This is a genomic window from Chloracidobacterium sp., from assembly GCA_016716305.1.
Lineage (GTDB): Bacteria > Acidobacteriota > Blastocatellia > Pyrinomonadales > Pyrinomonadaceae > OLB17.
Window position 1 is genome coordinate 1,525,452 of record JADJWP010000002.1, and the last position, 16,308, is coordinate 1,541,759.

At 57.6% G+C, this 16,308-nt stretch carries 15 protein-coding genes and 1 pseudogene; 3 read left to right on the plus strand and 13 right to left on the minus strand.

Translation table 11 applies throughout. The features are described from left to right. Positions 1-4: 4 nt before the first annotated feature. A complete protein-coding gene (locus IPM28_08830; GenBank protein MBK9173100.1) occupies positions 5-457 on the plus strand; it encodes a hypothetical protein in 453 nt (150 codons plus the stop codon). 78 nt (positions 458-535) lie between these two features. Here the strand turns inward: IPM28_08830 and IPM28_08835 are convergent, their stop codons facing one another. The 7 genes from IPM28_08835 to IPM28_08865 form a co-directional block, all read right to left on the minus strand. Further along, positions 536-934, minus strand: coding sequence for a hypothetical protein (locus IPM28_08835; GenBank protein ID MBK9173101.1), 399 nt, complete (start codon positions 932-934; stop codon positions 536-538). Between the two features lie 317 nt (positions 935-1,251). Beyond that, positions 1,252-3,261: a VCBS repeat domain-containing M23 family metallopeptidase gene (locus tag IPM28_08840; protein MBK9173102.1), complete on the minus strand. Its 2,010-nt coding sequence runs from the start codon at positions 3,259-3,261 to the stop codon at positions 1,252-1,254. A 133-nt stretch (positions 3,262-3,394) separates the two neighbouring features. Then, positions 3,395-4,885, minus strand: coding sequence for a VCBS repeat-containing protein (locus IPM28_08845; protein ID MBK9173103.1), 1,491 nt, complete (start codon positions 4,883-4,885; stop codon positions 3,395-3,397). 66 nt (positions 4,886-4,951) lie between these two features. After that, entirely contained in the window at positions 4,952-5,542 is a 591-nt protein-coding gene (locus IPM28_08850; GenBank protein ID MBK9173104.1) for a CDP-alcohol phosphatidyltransferase family protein, read from the minus strand. Beyond that, positions 5,539-6,408: a metallophosphoesterase gene (locus IPM28_08855; protein ID MBK9173105.1), complete on the minus strand. Its 870-nt coding sequence runs from the start codon at positions 6,406-6,408 to the stop codon at positions 5,539-5,541. Before IPM28_08855 ends, IPM28_08850 begins: the two co-directional genes overlap by 4 nt. Positions 6,409-6,438: 30 nt before the next feature. Further along, positions 6,439-7,650, minus strand: coding sequence for a tyrosine--tRNA ligase (locus IPM28_08860; GenBank protein MBK9173106.1), 1,212 nt, complete (start codon positions 7,648-7,650; stop codon positions 6,439-6,441). Positions 7,651-7,664: 14 nt separating this feature from the next. Beyond that, the gene (locus IPM28_08865; protein MBK9173107.1) at positions 7,665-8,156 is read right to left on the minus strand and encodes a GNAT family N-acetyltransferase; all 492 of its coding nucleotides are present in this window, start codon (positions 8,154-8,156) and stop codon (positions 7,665-7,667) included. Between the two features lie 84 nt (positions 8,157-8,240). On the opposite strand from IPM28_08865, the gene IPM28_08870 reads away from it, so the two are divergent. Both IPM28_08870 and IPM28_08875 read left to right on the plus strand, forming a co-directional pair. Further along, the gene (locus tag IPM28_08870; protein MBK9173108.1) at positions 8,241-9,080 is read left to right on the plus strand and encodes a pyrroline-5-carboxylate reductase; all 840 of its coding nucleotides are present in this window, start codon (positions 8,241-8,243) and stop codon (positions 9,078-9,080) included. Position 9,081: 1 nt separating this feature from the next. Further along, the gene (locus IPM28_08875; GenBank protein MBK9173109.1) at positions 9,082-10,224 is read left to right on the plus strand and encodes an alpha/beta fold hydrolase; all 1,143 of its coding nucleotides are present in this window, start codon (positions 9,082-9,084) and stop codon (positions 10,222-10,224) included. A 34-nt stretch (positions 10,225-10,258) separates the two neighbouring features. Here IPM28_08875 and IPM28_08880 read toward each other — a convergent pair whose 3' ends face one another. From IPM28_08880 to IPM28_08905, 6 genes and pseudogenes are all read right to left on the minus strand, one after another. Next, positions 10,259-11,698 (minus strand): amidohydrolase family protein, encoded by a 1,440-nt coding sequence (locus IPM28_08880; GenBank protein MBK9173110.1) that lies wholly within the window; start codon positions 11,696-11,698, stop codon positions 10,259-10,261. Positions 11,699-11,736: 38 nt separating this feature from the next. Then, positions 11,737-13,719, minus strand: a complete 1,983-nt coding sequence (locus tag IPM28_08885) for a S9 family peptidase (GenBank protein MBK9173111.1) — start codon at positions 13,717-13,719, stop codon at positions 11,737-11,739. Between the two features lie 50 nt (positions 13,720-13,769). Then, complete coding sequence (locus IPM28_08890) at positions 13,770-14,201, minus strand: hypothetical protein (protein ID MBK9173112.1); 432 nt, start codon at positions 14,199-14,201, stop codon at positions 13,770-13,772. 19 nt (positions 14,202-14,220) lie between these two features. Next, positions 14,221-14,817 (minus strand): hypothetical protein, encoded by a 597-nt coding sequence (locus tag IPM28_08895; protein MBK9173113.1) that lies wholly within the window; start codon positions 14,815-14,817, stop codon positions 14,221-14,223. A 151-nt stretch (positions 14,818-14,968) separates the two neighbouring features. Beyond that, positions 14,969-15,496 carry a carboxypeptidase regulatory-like domain-containing protein gene (locus IPM28_08900; GenBank protein MBK9173114.1) on the minus strand — a complete coding sequence of 176 codons (528 nt, stop codon included), beginning with the start codon at positions 15,494-15,496 and terminating at the stop codon, positions 14,969-14,971. A gap of 129 nt (positions 15,497-15,625) precedes the next feature. Further along, positions 15,626-16,096, minus strand: a pseudogene (locus tag IPM28_08905) (thrombospondin type 3 repeat-containing protein). Positions 16,097-16,308: the final 212 nt, after the last annotated feature.

A 16,308-nucleotide genomic window follows, 5' to 3' on the forward strand; every position in this document is an offset into this window, starting at 1 on the left:
GGGGATGCGTGAACGGATCTCATCGCAATTGACGGTGTTTCATAAGGTGATCACGCCGGTCGTTGCGGCGGTGTTGTCGGCCGCAATGCTTTTGTATCTGGCGTTCGGGGCCGCGACGGTGCCGAAGCTGGTTTTGGCCGGCATCGCTGTGTTTTCGGCGGCGGTGGTCGCGGCGCTTTTCGTGCTCGGCTCGCGGCTAAAACACGTCAGTTTCGACGGCGAGTCGCTCTACGTCGGAACGGGCGGCCCGGGCGAGACAAAAATATCTATCGGCGACGCGACGGCCGTAACGCAGAGCCGCTGGTTCAAGCCGTATCCGATCACCATCCGCCTTAAGCCAAACCACCCTTACGGCGACAAGATAGTCTTCGTCCCGCCGCTGCAGTTCCTTGGTTCGCGAGATCATCCGATCGTTGCCGAGCTCAACGAGGTGATCCGCCGACGCTCGGCCGCGTGAATCCGCACGGAAATACACGGTGCCGACCCACGCTCACTGTTTTTGCGGAATGCGAAAGCGGCCGATCTTTTGCCCCGCCTACGACGATGCCCTGAAATAGTTACACGAGGCCTCGACCTTTACCTTGTTTCCGAGCTTGGTCGACCGGATAAGCTTGCACTGGGCAAATTCAAGGTCGAAACGAGTGCTTTCGTTCGAACTGTCGTCCGCGATCCGAAGCCGAAGATCGAGCGAAAAGTCGGTTCCCGGCTTGACCGCGTTGGTGAATGACGGCGGAATGTGCTTGTCGGGCACCCAAACGAATTCGAGCGGGAATGGTTTCTTGCCTTTTTCGAAAATGGTGATCAGCGATGAGATGACGCCGGGTTCTACTTTCGTCGTTTCAGTGATCTTTGTGTGGAGATCGCCCAACGACACTATCTGGATGACCTTGGTGTCGTTCATGTGGGCGTATGCGTACATTCTGTATTTGGCCATTTGATCGTCTCCTGTTCATCGGCTCTATGGATCTGCTTATATGCCCCGGCACGTTCATATATTAGACACGCCGCCGCGATCATTTTGCTTAACCCTCCGGAAAGGGCACAAAACTTGATCGGGCAAGCGTACGGATCAGTGAATCGGATAATTCGGAAGACTTATATATCAGTTTGTTTGGATACGCAACAGAAAGCTTCGTGTCCGCTTGAAATATCTGATGATCGTTGGGATAAAAAGCAGAACGGCTCCGCATATCGAAATGCGAAGCCGCTCATTTTTTATGCCTGCAGAACTATGCCGTTAATGACGACAACTTATCTGACGAACGCATTCGGGATCGGGCGGTCGGTGGCGGCACCGAACGGGATGATCTGCGTGCCCGAGGTCGAGCCGAGCATGAACCACGTCGCCGATGACGGCCTGAAGACCGCGGCGTCCGTCTTTCCGTCGCCGTCGTAGTCGCCGGGAACGGGCGTGTCGCCTGCTCCGCCGAACGGGAACGAGTAGAACGACCCGTCTTCCGATCTCAGGATGAACCATTCACCGGTCGTCGGCCTGAAGAACGCGGCGTCTGCCTTGCCGTCGCCCGTGTAGTCGCCGACCACAGTCTTGTCGGTCGATGTCCCGAACTGGAAAGCACGGTTGCCGCCGTCAGACGACCGCAGATACCACCATTCGCCCGGGCCCGGACGAAAGATGCCGATGTCCGACTTGCCGTCGCCGTCATAGTCGGCCGTCACCGGCAGGTCGCCCGAGGCTCCAAAGGTGATGATCGAGACCCCGAGGTCGGACGAACGCTGGATGTACCATGTGTTGTTGGTCGAACGGAAGACCGCGACATCGCCCTTGCCGTCGCCGTCGTAGTCCGCCGGGACGGGTGTGTCGCCCGCTCCGCCGAACGGGAACGAATAGAACGATCCGTCCTCAGATCTCAGGATGAACCACTCGCCCGTGGTCGGACGGAAGAACGCCACATCCGACTTTCCGTCGCCGGTGTAATCGACCGGTGCGATCGCGTCGGTAGAGGTGCCAAACTGCAATGCCGGGACCTGTCCGTCAGAGCTTCTCCGATACCACCACTCAGCCGGGCCCGGACGAAAGATACCGACATCCGTCTTCCCATCACCGTCGAAGTCGAACGGCGGCCCGCCGACCACTGTAAACGGCATCTCATATTGCACCGTTTGGTAGGTTGCTCTGAACTTCCATTGCCCACCGCGTGCATTTGCGGGAATGGTCCAGCTCCAGAACCAATACGATGCGTTGTAAGTATTTGGGCTTGTATGCTGCCAGTTGCTGTGGGTCGAGCCGTCCGGCCGGAGCAATGCGAACTGGGTAACATGGCCCGTCGTCTGGTCGCGGTAATAGGCCGAGGTCGTCAACGCATCGCCTCGCTTGAATATCCGCTTCTCGTTCGTTACCTCAGGCGTCGGGCAGGTCGGGAAAGTAGGCCCTGCCGATCCGGTCATCAGCCGGTTTATCTTCGGAACGCGATATGCTTCCTGCGCGGCCCACCACGAAGCTGTGTTCATGCTGTTGCACGGACCCGAATAGGGATCTTTAAGCAGGTTGTCGCCGCCATAAAGTTCGAAGTGAAGGTGCGGGCCCGTAGAACTTCCGGAACTTCCGACAACGCCGAGATACTCGCCTGCGGCAACTGTTGCACCGACCGCCTTTGAGGTTGTCGAGCCGCTCTTCATATGTCCGTACCACGCGACCGAATTGTCAGCGTGGCGAACGTAGACCGCGTTCCACTGCCCGCTGCCGATCGCGCAGCTGCGGTCGAAATTGCCATCAGTCTTGGAAATGATCGTGCCGGGTGCGGATGCAACGATGACGACCTCGTTGTTATCCATCTTGTTCCAGCCGAAGGGCCACGTGAAGATATCGATGCCTTTGTGGTTGTAGCCCGAGCTTAGGTCGTAAGTTCGGGTTCCGCAGTTGTAATCCTGCAGCTGGTTCGGGAATGCCGCGTTATGATCGACGAAGTTCGAGATGCCGATCACGTTGAAATCCAAAACTCCCGGAGCCTTCGCGATAGGCCACGAAAGCGGAACGTCAAGCGGGACTGCCGGAGCAAGCTTGCCTTCTTTTTCGAGCCGGGCAGTGTTTCGCGCGATCTCGGCCTGGATCAATCTGCGGTCGGCATCGCTGATCTCATCTCTGGGCTGAAATTTGAACTCACCGCCGCCGGCTGGTTCGATGACCTGCACCTGATCGTCAGCGACGAGGGCGGTCACCGGACGCGGAAGATCGAGAAAGAACCCGATCGCCAAAAGCCCGATGAGCAACGATAGAACAACACCGATAAAGTAACGTGACATTCTTACCTCCTAGCGATGAACACCATTAAGGGAAGTTCCGTGATAAGTAAAGCGGATTATTGATCCTAACCAAGACAAAATAATCTTGAACGCGCCTTTTGGCTGAAAATAATGAACGACGTCCGCCGGGCATTTACCTTACAAAGGCGTTCGGAATAGGACGGTCAGATGCAATGCCGAACGGTATGATCTGAGTGCCCGAGATCGAGCCGAGCATGAACCACGTCGCCGACGATGGGCGAAAGACCGCAGCGTCGGTCGTACCGTCGCCGTCATAGTCGGCCGGCACGGGAACGTCGCCCGCCGCCCCGAACGGGAACGAATAGAACGTCGAATTCTCGCTCCGGACAATGAACCATTCGCCGGTCGAGGGACGGAAAAATGCTGCATCGGCCATGCCGCCGCCTGAAAAATCGCCGGCAAAGACGAGGTCGCCCGGCGACCCGAATGCAAAGATGATGATCCCGCCGATGCTGCCGCGGATCCACCATTCCGAGGTCGACGGTCTGAACACGGCTACGTCAACGATGCCGTCGCCGTCGAAATCGCCCGTCAGCGGACGATCGCCGTTCTGTCCGAACGGGATGAAGATCGCCGCCAGATCGGACGACCGGATAATGATAAATGTTCCGGTCGTCGGCCTGAAAACCGCAGTATCGGCCTTGCCGTCGCTATCAAAATCGCCTGCGACCGGAATGTCGCCGACGCTGCCGAACGGGAACGAATAGAACGAGCCGTCATCGCTGCGGAGAATGAACCATTCCGAAACAGATGGACGGAAGAACGCGATATCGGCCTTGCCGTCGCCCGTGTAATCGCCGGGAACGACAATGTCGGACGCCGTGCCAAACTGTGCGGCAGCCGCCTGGCCGTCAGAGCTTCGGCGATACCACCATTCACCGACCGCGGGCCTGAAGATCGCAACATCGGCCGCGCCGTCACCGTCAAAATCGAACGACGGGGACGTCTCGACAAAAAAGCTCTGCGTATTCGAAAGATCTCCGTTCGAGTTGCGCAGGACGATCCGCCACGTTCCGGAATTTGGCAAGATCAGCCTCACCTGCACCGCGTTGGGCTGGACCGAAACGACGTCGGGGCCGCTCACGCCGTAGCCCGAACCGTTCGGACGCGTGATGAGCGCCGTAACGCCCGAAACGAAGCCGCCGCCCGTAAGCGTCACGATCCGCGGAGTACTTCTTGCGTAAATAGGCGTCGGGGCCAGCTGTGAAATTGTGAGGCAGTTTTGAACCGATACGATGAATGCGCCTGAGACGCCGCCGTCAAGATTGTGAACACGGAGCGTGTAATTGCCCGACTCGGGAAATTCGGCAAGGACGGTGAAAGAGGCTGCAGATACATTCAAAATACGGTCGCCCTGCAAAACCGCGGTCCCGCCTCGAGGAAAACCCAAGCTCACATGCAGCCCGGCAGCGAAATTAGACCCTTGAACAATGAGGGGCATCGGCTGATCGTTCGCACACGGCGAGCCGGGAACGACCGCCGTTATGACAGGCGCATCAAGAAGCAGTGATCCGGGCGCTCTTTGACCCGACACGTCACCTACGAACAAAAGGCTCAGATATATTGCTCCGGCCGCGGCAAGGCGAAGCAGTCGTCGGATCATACCGACAATTTAGCCCAGAAAGGAAAGTATGTCCATCAATTTATAATCATGCGGCCCGGTGGGCGATCATCTGGCCGATCCGGCGTCGGGCTCGTTCTTCTCTTCGTCTTTCATCAGCCGTGCTACCTGAAAGATATAGTGGATGCCCGAGATCACGGCAAGAAGTACGACGAAGAGATAGACCGTTGGAAGGTAGAATGTATAACCCGTAACGGCGGCGATCAGGATGAGCGTAACGGCGACGACCTGGACAAAGGTAGAGAGTTTGCCGAGCCATGACGGCTTGAAGCCGCGAAAACCGGTGATGACATTGATCGCCGCAGCGATCGTGATGATCAGCACGTCGCGGCCGATGACGGCGGCGGTCACCCAAAAGGGTACCGGCAAGAACCTCACCGGTTCGAGCACGCCGGGCAGAGACAGCACGATGAACGCCGTGGTCATCAGAAGCTTATCGGCGATCGGGTCTAGGATCGTTCCCAACTCGGATTCCTGCTTGAAACGTCGGGCGACAAAACCGTCGATGCCATCTGAAACGCCCGCGATCACAAAGACCAGTAGTGCCCAATTGCTGTTGCCGTAAAACAGCAAACTCGCGAAGACCGGTATCAGGGCCATGCGGAGAAACGTGAGGAGATTGGGGATCGTGAGGATCATCCGGCGCGCAGCTCGAGGAGGCTTATTTCCGGCGGGCACTGGTAGCGGACGGGCAGGACGACCGTCCCGATGCCGCGCGTTATATAGATATGCGAATCCTTACGTTGATGCAGCCCGGCCGAAAGCCGGCGGCGCGGGATGAGGCGATCTTTCGGTGTACGCGTCCGGACCTTGACCTGTCCGCCGTGTGTATGGCCGCTGAGGGTCAGATCGATCGCGGCCCTGACGGCCTTTCTGAATATGATCGGGTTATGCGCGAGCAGCAATTTGAATTCGTCGGGAAACGAACCCTTTAAGGCCGCCGGAAGATCGGTCTTACCGACCATATGGTCGTCGACACCGGCCAGCCAGATCGAGGCTCCGCGGGCTTCGAACCGATGGCCCTCGTTTATCAGAACCTGAATCCCCGCATCTTTGAGCGAACGCGTGACAAGTTCGGCGTCGGTCCAATGATCGTGATTGCCAAGACACGCGTGCGTTCCGAACTCGGCCTCGAGGCGGCCGAGGACCTCGGCGACCGGCCCGATATATTTGGCGTCATGCGAAACGTAGTCGCCCGTCAAAACGAACATATCGGGTTTCAGGCGATTTGCGATCTTAACGGTTCGTTCGATGTGGTCGAGTCCGGTGAACGGGCTGTGATGAATATCCGAAAGATGAATGACCTTGAATCCGTCGAGCTTTTTCGGCAGCCGCGGCAGTTTGATCTCGACGCGCTCGAGCGAAAGGCTCGCGGCTTCGTCGATCGCATAGCGGGCGACCTTTGAAAGGTTGCCGGCGAGGGAACGAAGCGGCTGGTCGGCCGCGATCATCGTATTGATGCGGTCAGTCAATCGTACTCGTTTTGCTCGCGGCGTTCTCAGCATTTTCTCAGATGTTGGATTATACCGCTTCGATCACTGTTTTCCAATCAATTTAACAAACTTGCGTTTACCCACCTGGATCAGCATCTCGCTATCGGTTACGACCATTTCTGCTCCGGGGTTCGTAGCTTTTTCGCCGTCGACCTTGACGCCTCCCTGTTCGATCAGGCGTTTAGCCTCGCCTTTCGAGGCTGCAAGGCCGCTCTCCGCAATGAGGTCCGCCAGACGGTAAGTACCAGCGTCAATTGCTTTTTCCTCGATATCATCGGGAACTTCCTTTTGCACGAACCGGCGTGTAAATTCGTCCTCGGCGGCATCGGCTTCCGCCGCTGAGTGAAAGTCTTTGATGATGAGTTTTGCAAGCGCGGCCTTGGCGTTTCGCGGATTCTCGTCGCCCGATCCGCATCTGTCGCGGAGCGATGCGATCTGAGCGGGTGCAAGGTCGGTCAGCAGTTCGTAGTAGCGCCACATCAGATCGTCGGAGATGGACATCACCTTGCCGAACATCTCGTCCGGCGGCTCATCAATGCCGATGTAGTTGTTAAGCGATTTCGACATTTTCTGCACGCCGTCGAGGCCCTCGAGCAGCGGAGTCGTGATGACCACCTGCGGTTCCTGGCCGAATTCACGCTGCAGATCGCGTCCCATCAGTAGATTGAATTTCTGGTCGGTGCCGCCGAGTTCGATATCGGATCCGAGCGCAACGGAATCGTAACCCTGCACGAGCGGATAGAGCAGCTCGTGGAGCGAGATCGGCTTTTCCTCATTAAGGCGTTTGGTAAAATCGTCGCGTTCGAGTATCTGTTTGACGGTCGTCCTGGCGCATAGCTTGACGAAATCGGCGGCGTTAAATTTGTCCATCCATTCGCCGTTGAATCGAAGCTCGGTCCTATCGGGGTCGAGCAGCTTGAACATCTGCCGTTTGTATGTCTCGGCGTTGGCGTTTACTTCTTCACGCGAAAGCGGCGGCCGCGTTACGTTCTTTCCCGAGGGATCGCCGATCATGCCCGTAAAATCGCCGATCAGAAAAATGACCGTATGCCCGAGGTCCTGAAACGCCTTCAGCTTGCGGATGACGACCGTGTGGCCGACATGAATGTCAGGCGCCGTTGGATCAAGGCCGAGCTTTACGCGCAGCGGCTTGCCGGTCTTTGCCGCCCGCTCAAGCTTTTTGCGCAGATCGTCGTCGCGGATCAGGTCAACTGTCCCTTTTTTGAGAAATTCCAATTGTTCGTCGATGGTCATATCGAAAGCCGTAATTATAGCTTACGATACATAATATAGGCATCCGTCAGGCCGTTTTGTTGGTGGCGAAAGGCGTCGGGGATCGTGCCGATGATCTCCATGCCGACCGATCTCCAGAGACGGACCGCCGCCGTGTTCGACGCAACGACGAAGTTGAACTGCATCGCGGTAAAGCCAAGCCGGCGAGCCTCGTCGAGCGAGAATTCCGCCATCTGTCGGCCGACACCTCTGCCGTGAGCCGCGGGCGAGACCATATACGCGGCGTTGCAAACGTGATCGCCGAGCCCGGGCTGATTCTTTCGAAGCCAGAAAATGCCGAGAACTTCGCCGCTTTCGTTCTCTGCGGTGTAGCAATGATGGCCGTCTGCGAACCACCAATTCAGCAACTCTTCCCGCGAAGTTCCGGGTGCAAAGGTGTAAGTGTCGCCCGCCTCGATCACCGGCTCAATTATCGCCCAGACAGCGTCCGCGTCGTTTTTTTTATCTGAAGCCTTGAACTTGATCATATTTCCATTCCGTAAAACAGAAGACGTAAAGGTAGAATCGAAAATGCCATTCTACCGAAAGATATATCCGGGGGCGAAAGAACGATGAGCGAACTAAGTAAAGATCTGGGGTTGGCATTTATCGGCTGCGGCGTGATGGGCGAATCGATGCTGGCCGGACTTTTGAAGAAAGGCATCGTCGAGCCGAAGAACATCTCGGCGAGCCACCCGCGCGAAGGCCGCCGCGACGAGCTGACGGAAAAATACGGCATCGCCGCTTACGCAAGCAATGCGGAAGCGGCAAAGGCCGTCGCGGAAAATGAGAACTCGGTGATCGTTCTCTGCGTAAAGCCTCAGAGGCTGGCGAAAGTGTTATCTGACCTTGAGGGCGTTCTGCATCCGAACGACCTTGTGGTTTCGATCATCGCCGGTGCAAGGATCGAAAAACTGGCCGAAGAGCTTGGGACGGCAAAGGTCGTTCGGGCGATGCCGAACACGCCGTCGCAGATCGGCGCAGGCATTACGGCATGGACCTGTACCGAGGCGGTCGGTGATCAGGATCGCGGGCATGTACGCCAGATACTCTCGGCCCTCGGCAAAGAGCTTTTTGTCGAGACCGAGAACATGATCGACATGGCTACATCGCTTTCGGCCACCGGGCCAACATATATATTTATGGTGATGGAAGCGCTGACGGATGCGGGCGTGCACCTCGGGTTTTCGCGTGACATGGCGAAAGAACTGGTGCAGGAAACGATGCTCGGTTCCGTAAAGTTCGCGATGGAATCGCACAAGCATCCGGCCGAACTCCGCAACATGGTCACCTCGCCGGGCGGCACATCGGCGGAGGCAATTTATCAAATGGAAAAAGGCACGCTGCGGACCGTGTTGTCAAAAGCCGTCTACGCCGCGTATAAGCGCGCGGTCGACCTGGGTAAGAAATGAAATGACGATCGGCGCTTTTGTTCGTTCGGCCGCGGCGGCCGCGACGTTGCTTATCGCAGCCTCGGCGGCCCTGGGCGGTGAGATCATCAAGTTTTCGCTGTTCGACGGCGAAACGGTCGAGGGCCGTTTGAGTCTTCCGGCCGCTCAAGCCAAGATCAGAACGCTGGTCATCTATGTTCACGGGACGGGGCCGTCGACGTACCTCAACCGCCGCGGCACCAAACAGTTCGCTTTTAATTATTTCGATCATTTTGCCGATGAGTTCAATAAACGCGGCATTGCTTTCTTTTCGTACAACAAGCGGGGAATGGGCCTCGCCGAAGAACCGCCGTTCGAGACCGTCGACCGTGTGAAATTCAAAAGAGTCGTGCCTTCAGTTGAGGTCAGGGACCTTGCTACGTTCATAAAGTCGCTGCGATCCGATAAGCGATTGAAAAAGGCAAGGGTCATTCTGCTCGGATGGAGCGAAGGAACGATCCTCGCGGCGATGGCCGCCGAAGACCGCCGCAACAAGATACATGCTTTATTCCTGGCCGGCTACGTTCATGACAACATGACCGAGGTGATCAAATGGCAGAACTCGGGAGGCTCGGCGATGGTCAACTTAAGGGCGGCGTTCGACGCCGACAAAGACGGCACCATCAGCCGGGCCGAATACGAATCGACGGAAAAGAACGTTGCCGACTATCGAACGCGCCGTCTGCAGAATGCCAGGTTCGAACAGATCGATATCGATAAGGACGATGCGATCACGATCAAGGACTTTGGGTTGATCCAGGCACCGAGGTACAAGCTGATAACCGACGCGATAGCAAAGGGCGACGAAGAATGGATCTGGAAAAACTATTTTCGTGTTTCGATCGACTGGCTCCGTGAACACGATAAACTCGAAGCGAATAGGACGCGACTGCTTCGGCTTAAACTGCCGATCTACGTCTTTCACGGTGAGTCGGATGCCAACTGCCGGTCCGACGCCGTTGCAGAACTCCGAGCGAGTTTTGACAGAGCGGGAAAACGCAATCTCAGTGAGTTCGTTTTTCCGGGCCACGATCACGACCTGAACTTTGCGGAGTGGATAACCAAAAAGACCATCTCGCCTGGCATTACGCGAATGTTCGCGACGGCCGATCAACTCAACCGTTGAGGCTCACCGCGATACGGGCATGCGAAGGCGCAGCCTACCTCGTTCCGACCAGACCCTGCACTGATTGGATCAGCTTCTCGGTGTCGTAACCGACGCCGTTCTTGAAGACGATCTCAACGTTCCTGATGTCGCTGATCCTGGCAGACGGGTTGCCTTTTACGACCACGAGGTCAGCCATCTTCCCTTCGGCGACCGAGCCGATCCGGCCATCCTCGCCAAGAAAGACCGCACCGTTGAGGCTCGCGATCCTGACCGCCTCTACCGGCGTAAATCCCGCCTCGACAAGCAGTTCAACCGCCCGCAGATCGCCAAAACCAGCGACAACACCGCCGTTTCCGGTCGGGTCGAGACCGGTCATCAGCAGCCCGCCGGCCTTTACGAAGGCCCGCTCGAAGTCCATCGATTTCCGTATCAATGCGGTCATCGGCGAATTGGCCGGCGTGCGTGAACGTGACGAGAGATAACGAATGCGAGCATCGGCGGACATCGTGTTCAGCATTCGCTGATCGAGAAGCGCAGAGGCGGCGCCGATGCCGTTCGGAGCGATCGGGGCCATTGCCTCGAACACCGGAAGGGTCGACGTAATGGCCACCTTTTTCTCGACCAGTACGCGGATCGTTTCCTGCACCGCGGCTCCATTGATGTCCAGGTTCAGAAGGCTTGCCGTTGCCCCCTCGGGACAGACATCGGGTTTCTTGTCGGGTGCGTATTCCGAGTTTGCGAGCAGTCCGTGTTCGAGATTATCGATGCCGATCTCGGCCGCTTCCTTGTAGCCAACAGAACAAAGATGGCCGGTGACCTTGAGGTTTCGCTTGTGAGCTTCCTCGACGACCGCACGCAGTTCGTCGCGGGTGATGTTCATATAGGCCTTGAACGACGTCGCTCCTTGATCGGCCCAGAAATTCACCATTCTCCGGGCGTCGTCGACGCCGGTCAGCTCACGCATTACCGGCGTGAATGCGCCTTTGCCCTCAAGATACGGCGCCGTGACGTGCATCTTAGGCCCAAGCATCTGCCCGCTGTCGATGCGGCGTTTGACCTCGAGGTCGTTGTAAGGTGAGACGCTTCCGGTCGTCCGTATCGTCGTCACGCCAAGCGCAAGATAAAGCCGCGGGAAGCTGATCGCCATGTTCGAGTAATGCTGCGGCGAGCCTCCCTGCGGGAAGAACATGTGATTGTGCATCCCGACGAGTCCGGGCAGAACGGTGTAGCCGGCAAGGTCGATAACCTGCGCATCCACCGGGATCGCAACGGACTCTGACGGCCCGATCGAACCGATGCGGTCGCCGGTCAGCGTGATCGACTGGTTCTCTTTCGGGGCGGCTCCGGTCCCATCGATGATCCTAACGTTCTTCAGCACGACGGTCCTTGCCCGAACGCGGACGAAGTCTTGGAAGGCGGTGCCGCCCTGGCCCTGCGAAAGGGACGTGACGGCGAAAGAGACGACAAGCAAAACTGTGACAAGTATTCTCATAGAAATATCGATCTGCTCCCGTATTGTAAACGCGTCGATCACTTCAGATACTTATCAAACCAATCCAGATTGCTCTGCATTGCGGCGATCTGCATTTTGGGTTCGTTCGGGCCGTGCGGCATCCGGGGCAGAACGATCATTCGCGTCGGGACGCCCTGACGCTTAAGCGCATTGTAGAGTTCGTAGCCCTGCGATATCGGCACGCGGACGTCGGCCTCGCCGTGCTGGATCAGCGTCGGCGTTCTTGCGTTCTTTATATTGAACATCGCCGAGTGTTTAGCATAGATCGCGGGGTTGTCCCAAAACTCCGATTCGAAATAGTCGGGGACGAAGGACGGGATGTCGGCCGTTCCGTTAAAGCTCATCAGGTTGGTCACCGGAGCACCTGACGAAGCGGCCTTGAAACGGTTGGTCTTTGTGATGATCATCGACGTCATATAGCCGCCGTAGCTCCAGCCCATTACACCGAGCCGGTTAGGATCGCCAACGCCCATCGCGATCACGTGGTCGACACCGGTCATCAGATCTTCGTAGTCCATTCCGCCCCAATCCTTGATGTTCGCCTGGCGAAAGGCGACGCCGTATCCGCTCGATCCTCGCGGATTAGGCCGCAGTATCGCGTAGCCCTTTGCCGCAAGGGATGCCAGCGGATAGACTCCTCGTCCGCCGACATAGCTGCGCTGAAAGACGCCCGCCGGGCCGCCGTGGATGTTCAGGATGAGCGGCACTTTCGTGCCCGCCGTATATCCGATCGGATAAGTCAGCAGGCCCTCGATCTCGCGGCCGTCTTTGCTCTTCCACTTAACGACGTCGGTCTTCGGATGGGTGTAGCGGGCGTGGTCGGCATTTGCATTCGAAACAACGGTCGTCGTCGACGCGCCTGATCGGACGACATGCAGCTCGGGCGGCGAATCGTCCCTTTGGCTAACGAAGGCAAAAAGGTCGGCGTTTTTGTTCACAAAAACCGACGAGATGACCGCATCGGAATTCTGGACATCACGGACGGCACCGGTCGCGACGGTCGCCTCATACATCGATGTCCCGGTTCCCTTTGGTTCGAAGAACATTATTTTCGATCCGTCAGGGGTCCACCCGATGACATTTGGTCCGCCGTCAAAACTCGCGGCCATCAACCTGGGTGCACCGCCGGCGGCGGGATAGACCGCGAGCCGGTTGCTCTGCGCCCATCTGACCGGAACATCGCTGACCGACGCAGCGACCCAGTTTCCGTCCGGCGAAAAGCTCGGAGCGGCCTCGGCCGCCGCGGTCGCCGCAAGCGTCGAGACCGTCGCGGTGGCAACATCGACGATCGAGAGATCGGACGTCGGCCAATGGTCGACGACCGGCGAACTTACATGGGCAAACACGATCCGCCTGCCGTCGGGCGACCAATCGAAACCGGTGACATGACGGTCAACGGCAGTAAGCTTTCTTATCTCGCGTTTGCCGCCGGCGCCTTTGGCGAGAGGTACGTGATAAAGCCTGGCGAGCTTGACGTTCTCATCTATCCAGCGAAAGTCGTTCCGGCCCTTGTCGTTCTTTTCCTCATCGTCGGTCTTCGGATCGGTCATCGTGAAGGCGAACGACTTCCCGTCAGGCGACCATTCGAAGTTAGCGACGCTCGATTTGATCTCGGTCACCTGCTCAGGCTCGCCGCCCGAGAGACGCATCACATAAAGATAGTTGCGGTTATCCTTTCGGTTCGACGTGAAAGCGATCATCGTGCCGTCAGGCGAGAACTTCGGATTGGTCGACGATCTTTCGCCGAATGTCAGCTGATAGTTCTGACTGCCGTCGGTCGTCGCCATCCAGATCTGGGTGACGAACTCGCTCTTGTCGGCCGCCATCACTGCATCGTTGACCGTATACGCGACCCATTTGCCGTCAGGCGAAATGTCGGGCGATGCAAGCGCCCGGACCTTGACCTGAAGCTCGGGCGACCACGTGTATTGAGCCGAGACGGCGAGGGCAGAGATCGAGAGCAGAAAAAGCAAAACGGCTAAGCGGCGAACGACGTTCATCTTGGTGTCTCCTTTTGGTTTGTCTGTGGGGATGCGCGAGGTATTGTGCCCTAAATCTCGCCGGCTGGCAATTGATCGTCGGCCGATCGCCGGAGCGTAAATTTCCACACCATCCGCCCGCGTGCTTCGTCGTAGATATATCGGCTGTCGGTGACGTGCCAAAAGCCGAGAAATTCCCATCGATTGACGCCGAGTTTATTAAAAAGCGGGACTGAGCGGCCGGTATTTATCGCATCGATCAACGCCCGGTTTGCGGCGTCCAGCTTCTGATCGCCGCGTCTGCCCGAACCGGTATAGTGGATGATGTCGCGCGAATCGCCGTGAAAATCTGGATAGCAGGGATTGATGCGGCCAAAATCGGTCAGCAGCGAGACGAGCCGCCCGTTCTTTTGATAAATGCCGTTGCGAGAACGATGGAGTCTCGAGACATCGCTCCAGGCGTAGATCTTTCCGGATTCCGGCACGTCGATCGGATCGGTCATGTCTGCAGCGTGATGATGCCTAGTCTTCCGCCGGGCCGAAACGGTACACCAGGAACCCGATCGCCCTCGCCGGCTTTCCGCCGAAAGTCGGACGATTGAATTTGGATGCAAGTGCCGCACGCTCGGCTTCGGGCCAAAGCTCCTTATTGCCGGTCCGCCCTTTCGCCGTCAGCACGCTGCCATCGACATCGATCAGCAATTCGACCTGAACAAGGCCCTTTGCCCCTGAAGCTTTTGCAGCCCGCGTATGGTAAGGCTTTTCTGCCGAGACGACCTCGAAATTGAGGAACGTGTATTTATCGCCGACGACAAAGCCGTCGTACTTTCCCGGAGGTTTTGGCGTTTTTGCCGCCGATGACGTCTTGGACGCTGTTGACGTCGTTCTCGATGATCTGGAACGCGTCTGGGCCGATCGGTTCGATCTCGAGGCCGCGGACGCACCGGTTCCGGCACCGGCCTTACCGGCAACCGCCGAACCGCCGCCGGCCGCGGGCTCCGGCTCATCGACGGCGGCGATCGCGCCCATCTGGCCGTAAGAAATACCGGCAGAAAAACATGCAAAAGCAAAAACTAAGAATAACGATAGGATGGTGAACGGTCGTCTTGATCTCGGCATAACTGTGGTCAGCGAACAACGCAGCAGGCTCACCCGACCGCAGAATTCGTCTGCGGAAGGCCCTCGCGTTCGATCGCGTCGTTTGAGATTATACACCGAAATCCAGAGAGCGATCGCTATCCTTCGTTAATGGCCATCTGGTCGGGCCGCTCTACGGTTCGGCGACAAAATCGACGTCGGAGAGCGCTTCGTTGACGATCAATACCCGTGTAGATTCCGGAAATACATGCCGTTTCGCCGATACTTCAATAATATAAACCGCTCCGGCGGTTACTCCATCGAAGGTGAAGTGGCCGAATGACGACGTGACGAACGTACGTACGATGCCGTTGGGTGATGTCAACGAAACCGTCGCGTTCCTGATGCCGCGGCCGTCGGCCGTCGAGACCCTGCCGCTTACAGATACGGCGGCGGCGGTCGGAGCAAAAGCCGCCAGCCCGAATGGCGACAACGAATCGACAACACCGCAAACATAACGACCATCAGGATCGGTGATCCGTTCGGTCGTCCGATCGACGAAAACACCGCCTTCGCCATGGAGGAGACGCAGAAGCTGGAAAGTCGGATCGTCTATCTCGGCCGGTACGGTGAGGCAGACGGTCACGGGCGGTGAATAGGTTCCGGTCGTCGTGATGTCGTACGCCGGACACGTCGGGCAAAGCGTGTAACCGGTCGGCATCTCGTCCTGCGCCAACGTGATCGGCACGAATGATGTACTCCCTTCTTCGGTGACGTCCGAAAATGTTACCGATGCCCCCGGTGCGTCGACCCTCACGTCGCTGCCGGTCCCGGTCTGAACGTCATACGAGCCGTCGCATGCGTCGCCGATCCCGTCGGAGTCGGCATCGCTTTGATCGGGGTTGACGACGAGCGAACAGTTGTCAAATGAGTCGGGCACGCCGTCATTGTCGTCATCCGGATCGCAGGCATTCCCGATAAGGTCGCCGTCGGTATCGGTCTGATCCGCGTTTGATGCAAACGGGCAATTGTCCGCCACATCGAGTACGCCATCGTCGTCGTCGTCGGGGTCGCATGCGTCGCCGAGAGCATCGCCGTCATTATTCGCCTGATCCGGATTGCTGACCTGAGAGCAATTGTCACAGGCATCGGCAATGCCGTCGAGATCGGTATCGGCTTGGTCCGGATTTGCTACGCTGCAGTTGTCGCAGGCGTCGCCGACGCCGTCGCCGTCAGTGTCGAGCTGCGGGCCGAAGACCGCCTGATAGCTGACCCCGGCGGCGTTCGTCAATTGTGTGACATTCGTGCCGTCGAGGTTCATCACATATAGCTCAAGGTCGGCCCCGCGGGTAGATGAGAATACGATCTTCTGGCCATCAGCGCTGAACGACGGGTAATTGTCGTTCGCCGGATCATCGGTGAGCCGTGTTTGGCCGGTCCCGTCGGAGTTCATTATATAGATCTCTTGATTGCCGTCACGGTTCGAGACAAAGACTATCTTGCTGCCGTCACTGCTGTATGACGGATCGGAAT

What these genes read in the sequence shown, in the direction of transcription:
- IPM28_08895 (MBK9173113.1), bottom strand. Translation starts at nt 14,817, where the DNA reads ATGCCGAGATCAAGACGACCGTTCACCATCCTATCGTTATTCTTAGTT.
- IPM28_08830 (MBK9173100.1), top strand. Translation starts at nt 5, where the DNA reads ATGCGTGAACGGATCTCATCGCAATTGACGGTGTTTCATAAGGTGATC.
- IPM28_08870 (MBK9173108.1), top strand. Translation starts at nt 8,241, where the DNA reads ATGAGCGAACTAAGTAAAGATCTGGGGTTGGCATTTATCGGCTGCGGC.
- IPM28_08860 (MBK9173106.1), bottom strand. Translation starts at nt 7,650, where the DNA reads ATGACCATCGACGAACAATTGGAATTTCTCAAAAAAGGGACAGTTGAC.
- IPM28_08875 (MBK9173109.1), top strand. Translation starts at nt 9,082, where the DNA reads ATGACGATCGGCGCTTTTGTTCGTTCGGCCGCGGCGGCCGCGACGTTG.
- IPM28_08850 (MBK9173104.1), bottom strand. Translation starts at nt 5,542, where the DNA reads ATGATCCTCACGATCCCCAATCTCCTCACGTTTCTCCGCATGGCCCTG.
- IPM28_08855 (MBK9173105.1), bottom strand. Translation starts at nt 6,408, where the DNA reads ATGCTGAGAACGCCGCGAGCAAAACGAGTACGATTGACTGACCGCATC.
- IPM28_08840 (MBK9173102.1), bottom strand. Translation starts at nt 3,261, where the DNA reads ATGTCACGTTACTTTATCGGTGTTGTTCTATCGTTGCTCATCGGGCTT.
- IPM28_08890 (MBK9173112.1), bottom strand. Translation starts at nt 14,201, where the DNA reads ATGACCGATCCGATCGACGTGCCGGAATCCGGAAAGATCTACGCCTGG.
- IPM28_08835 (MBK9173101.1), bottom strand. Translation starts at nt 934, where the DNA reads ATGGCCAAATACAGAATGTACGCATACGCCCACATGAACGACACCAAG.
- IPM28_08880 (MBK9173110.1), bottom strand. Translation starts at nt 11,698, where the DNA reads ATGAGAATACTTGTCACAGTTTTGCTTGTCGTCTCTTTCGCCGTCACG.
- IPM28_08845 (MBK9173103.1), bottom strand. Translation starts at nt 4,885, where the DNA reads ATGATCCGACGACTGCTTCGCCTTGCCGCGGCCGGAGCAATATATCTG.
- IPM28_08900 (MBK9173114.1), bottom strand. Translation starts at nt 15,496, where the DNA reads ATGCCGACCGGTTACACGCTTTGCCCGACGTGTCCGGCGTACGACATC.
- IPM28_08865 (MBK9173107.1), bottom strand. Translation starts at nt 8,156, where the DNA reads ATGATCAAGTTCAAGGCTTCAGATAAAAAAAACGACGCGGACGCTGTC.
- IPM28_08885 (MBK9173111.1), bottom strand. Translation starts at nt 13,719, where the DNA reads ATGAACGTCGTTCGCCGCTTAGCCGTTTTGCTTTTTCTGCTCTCGATC.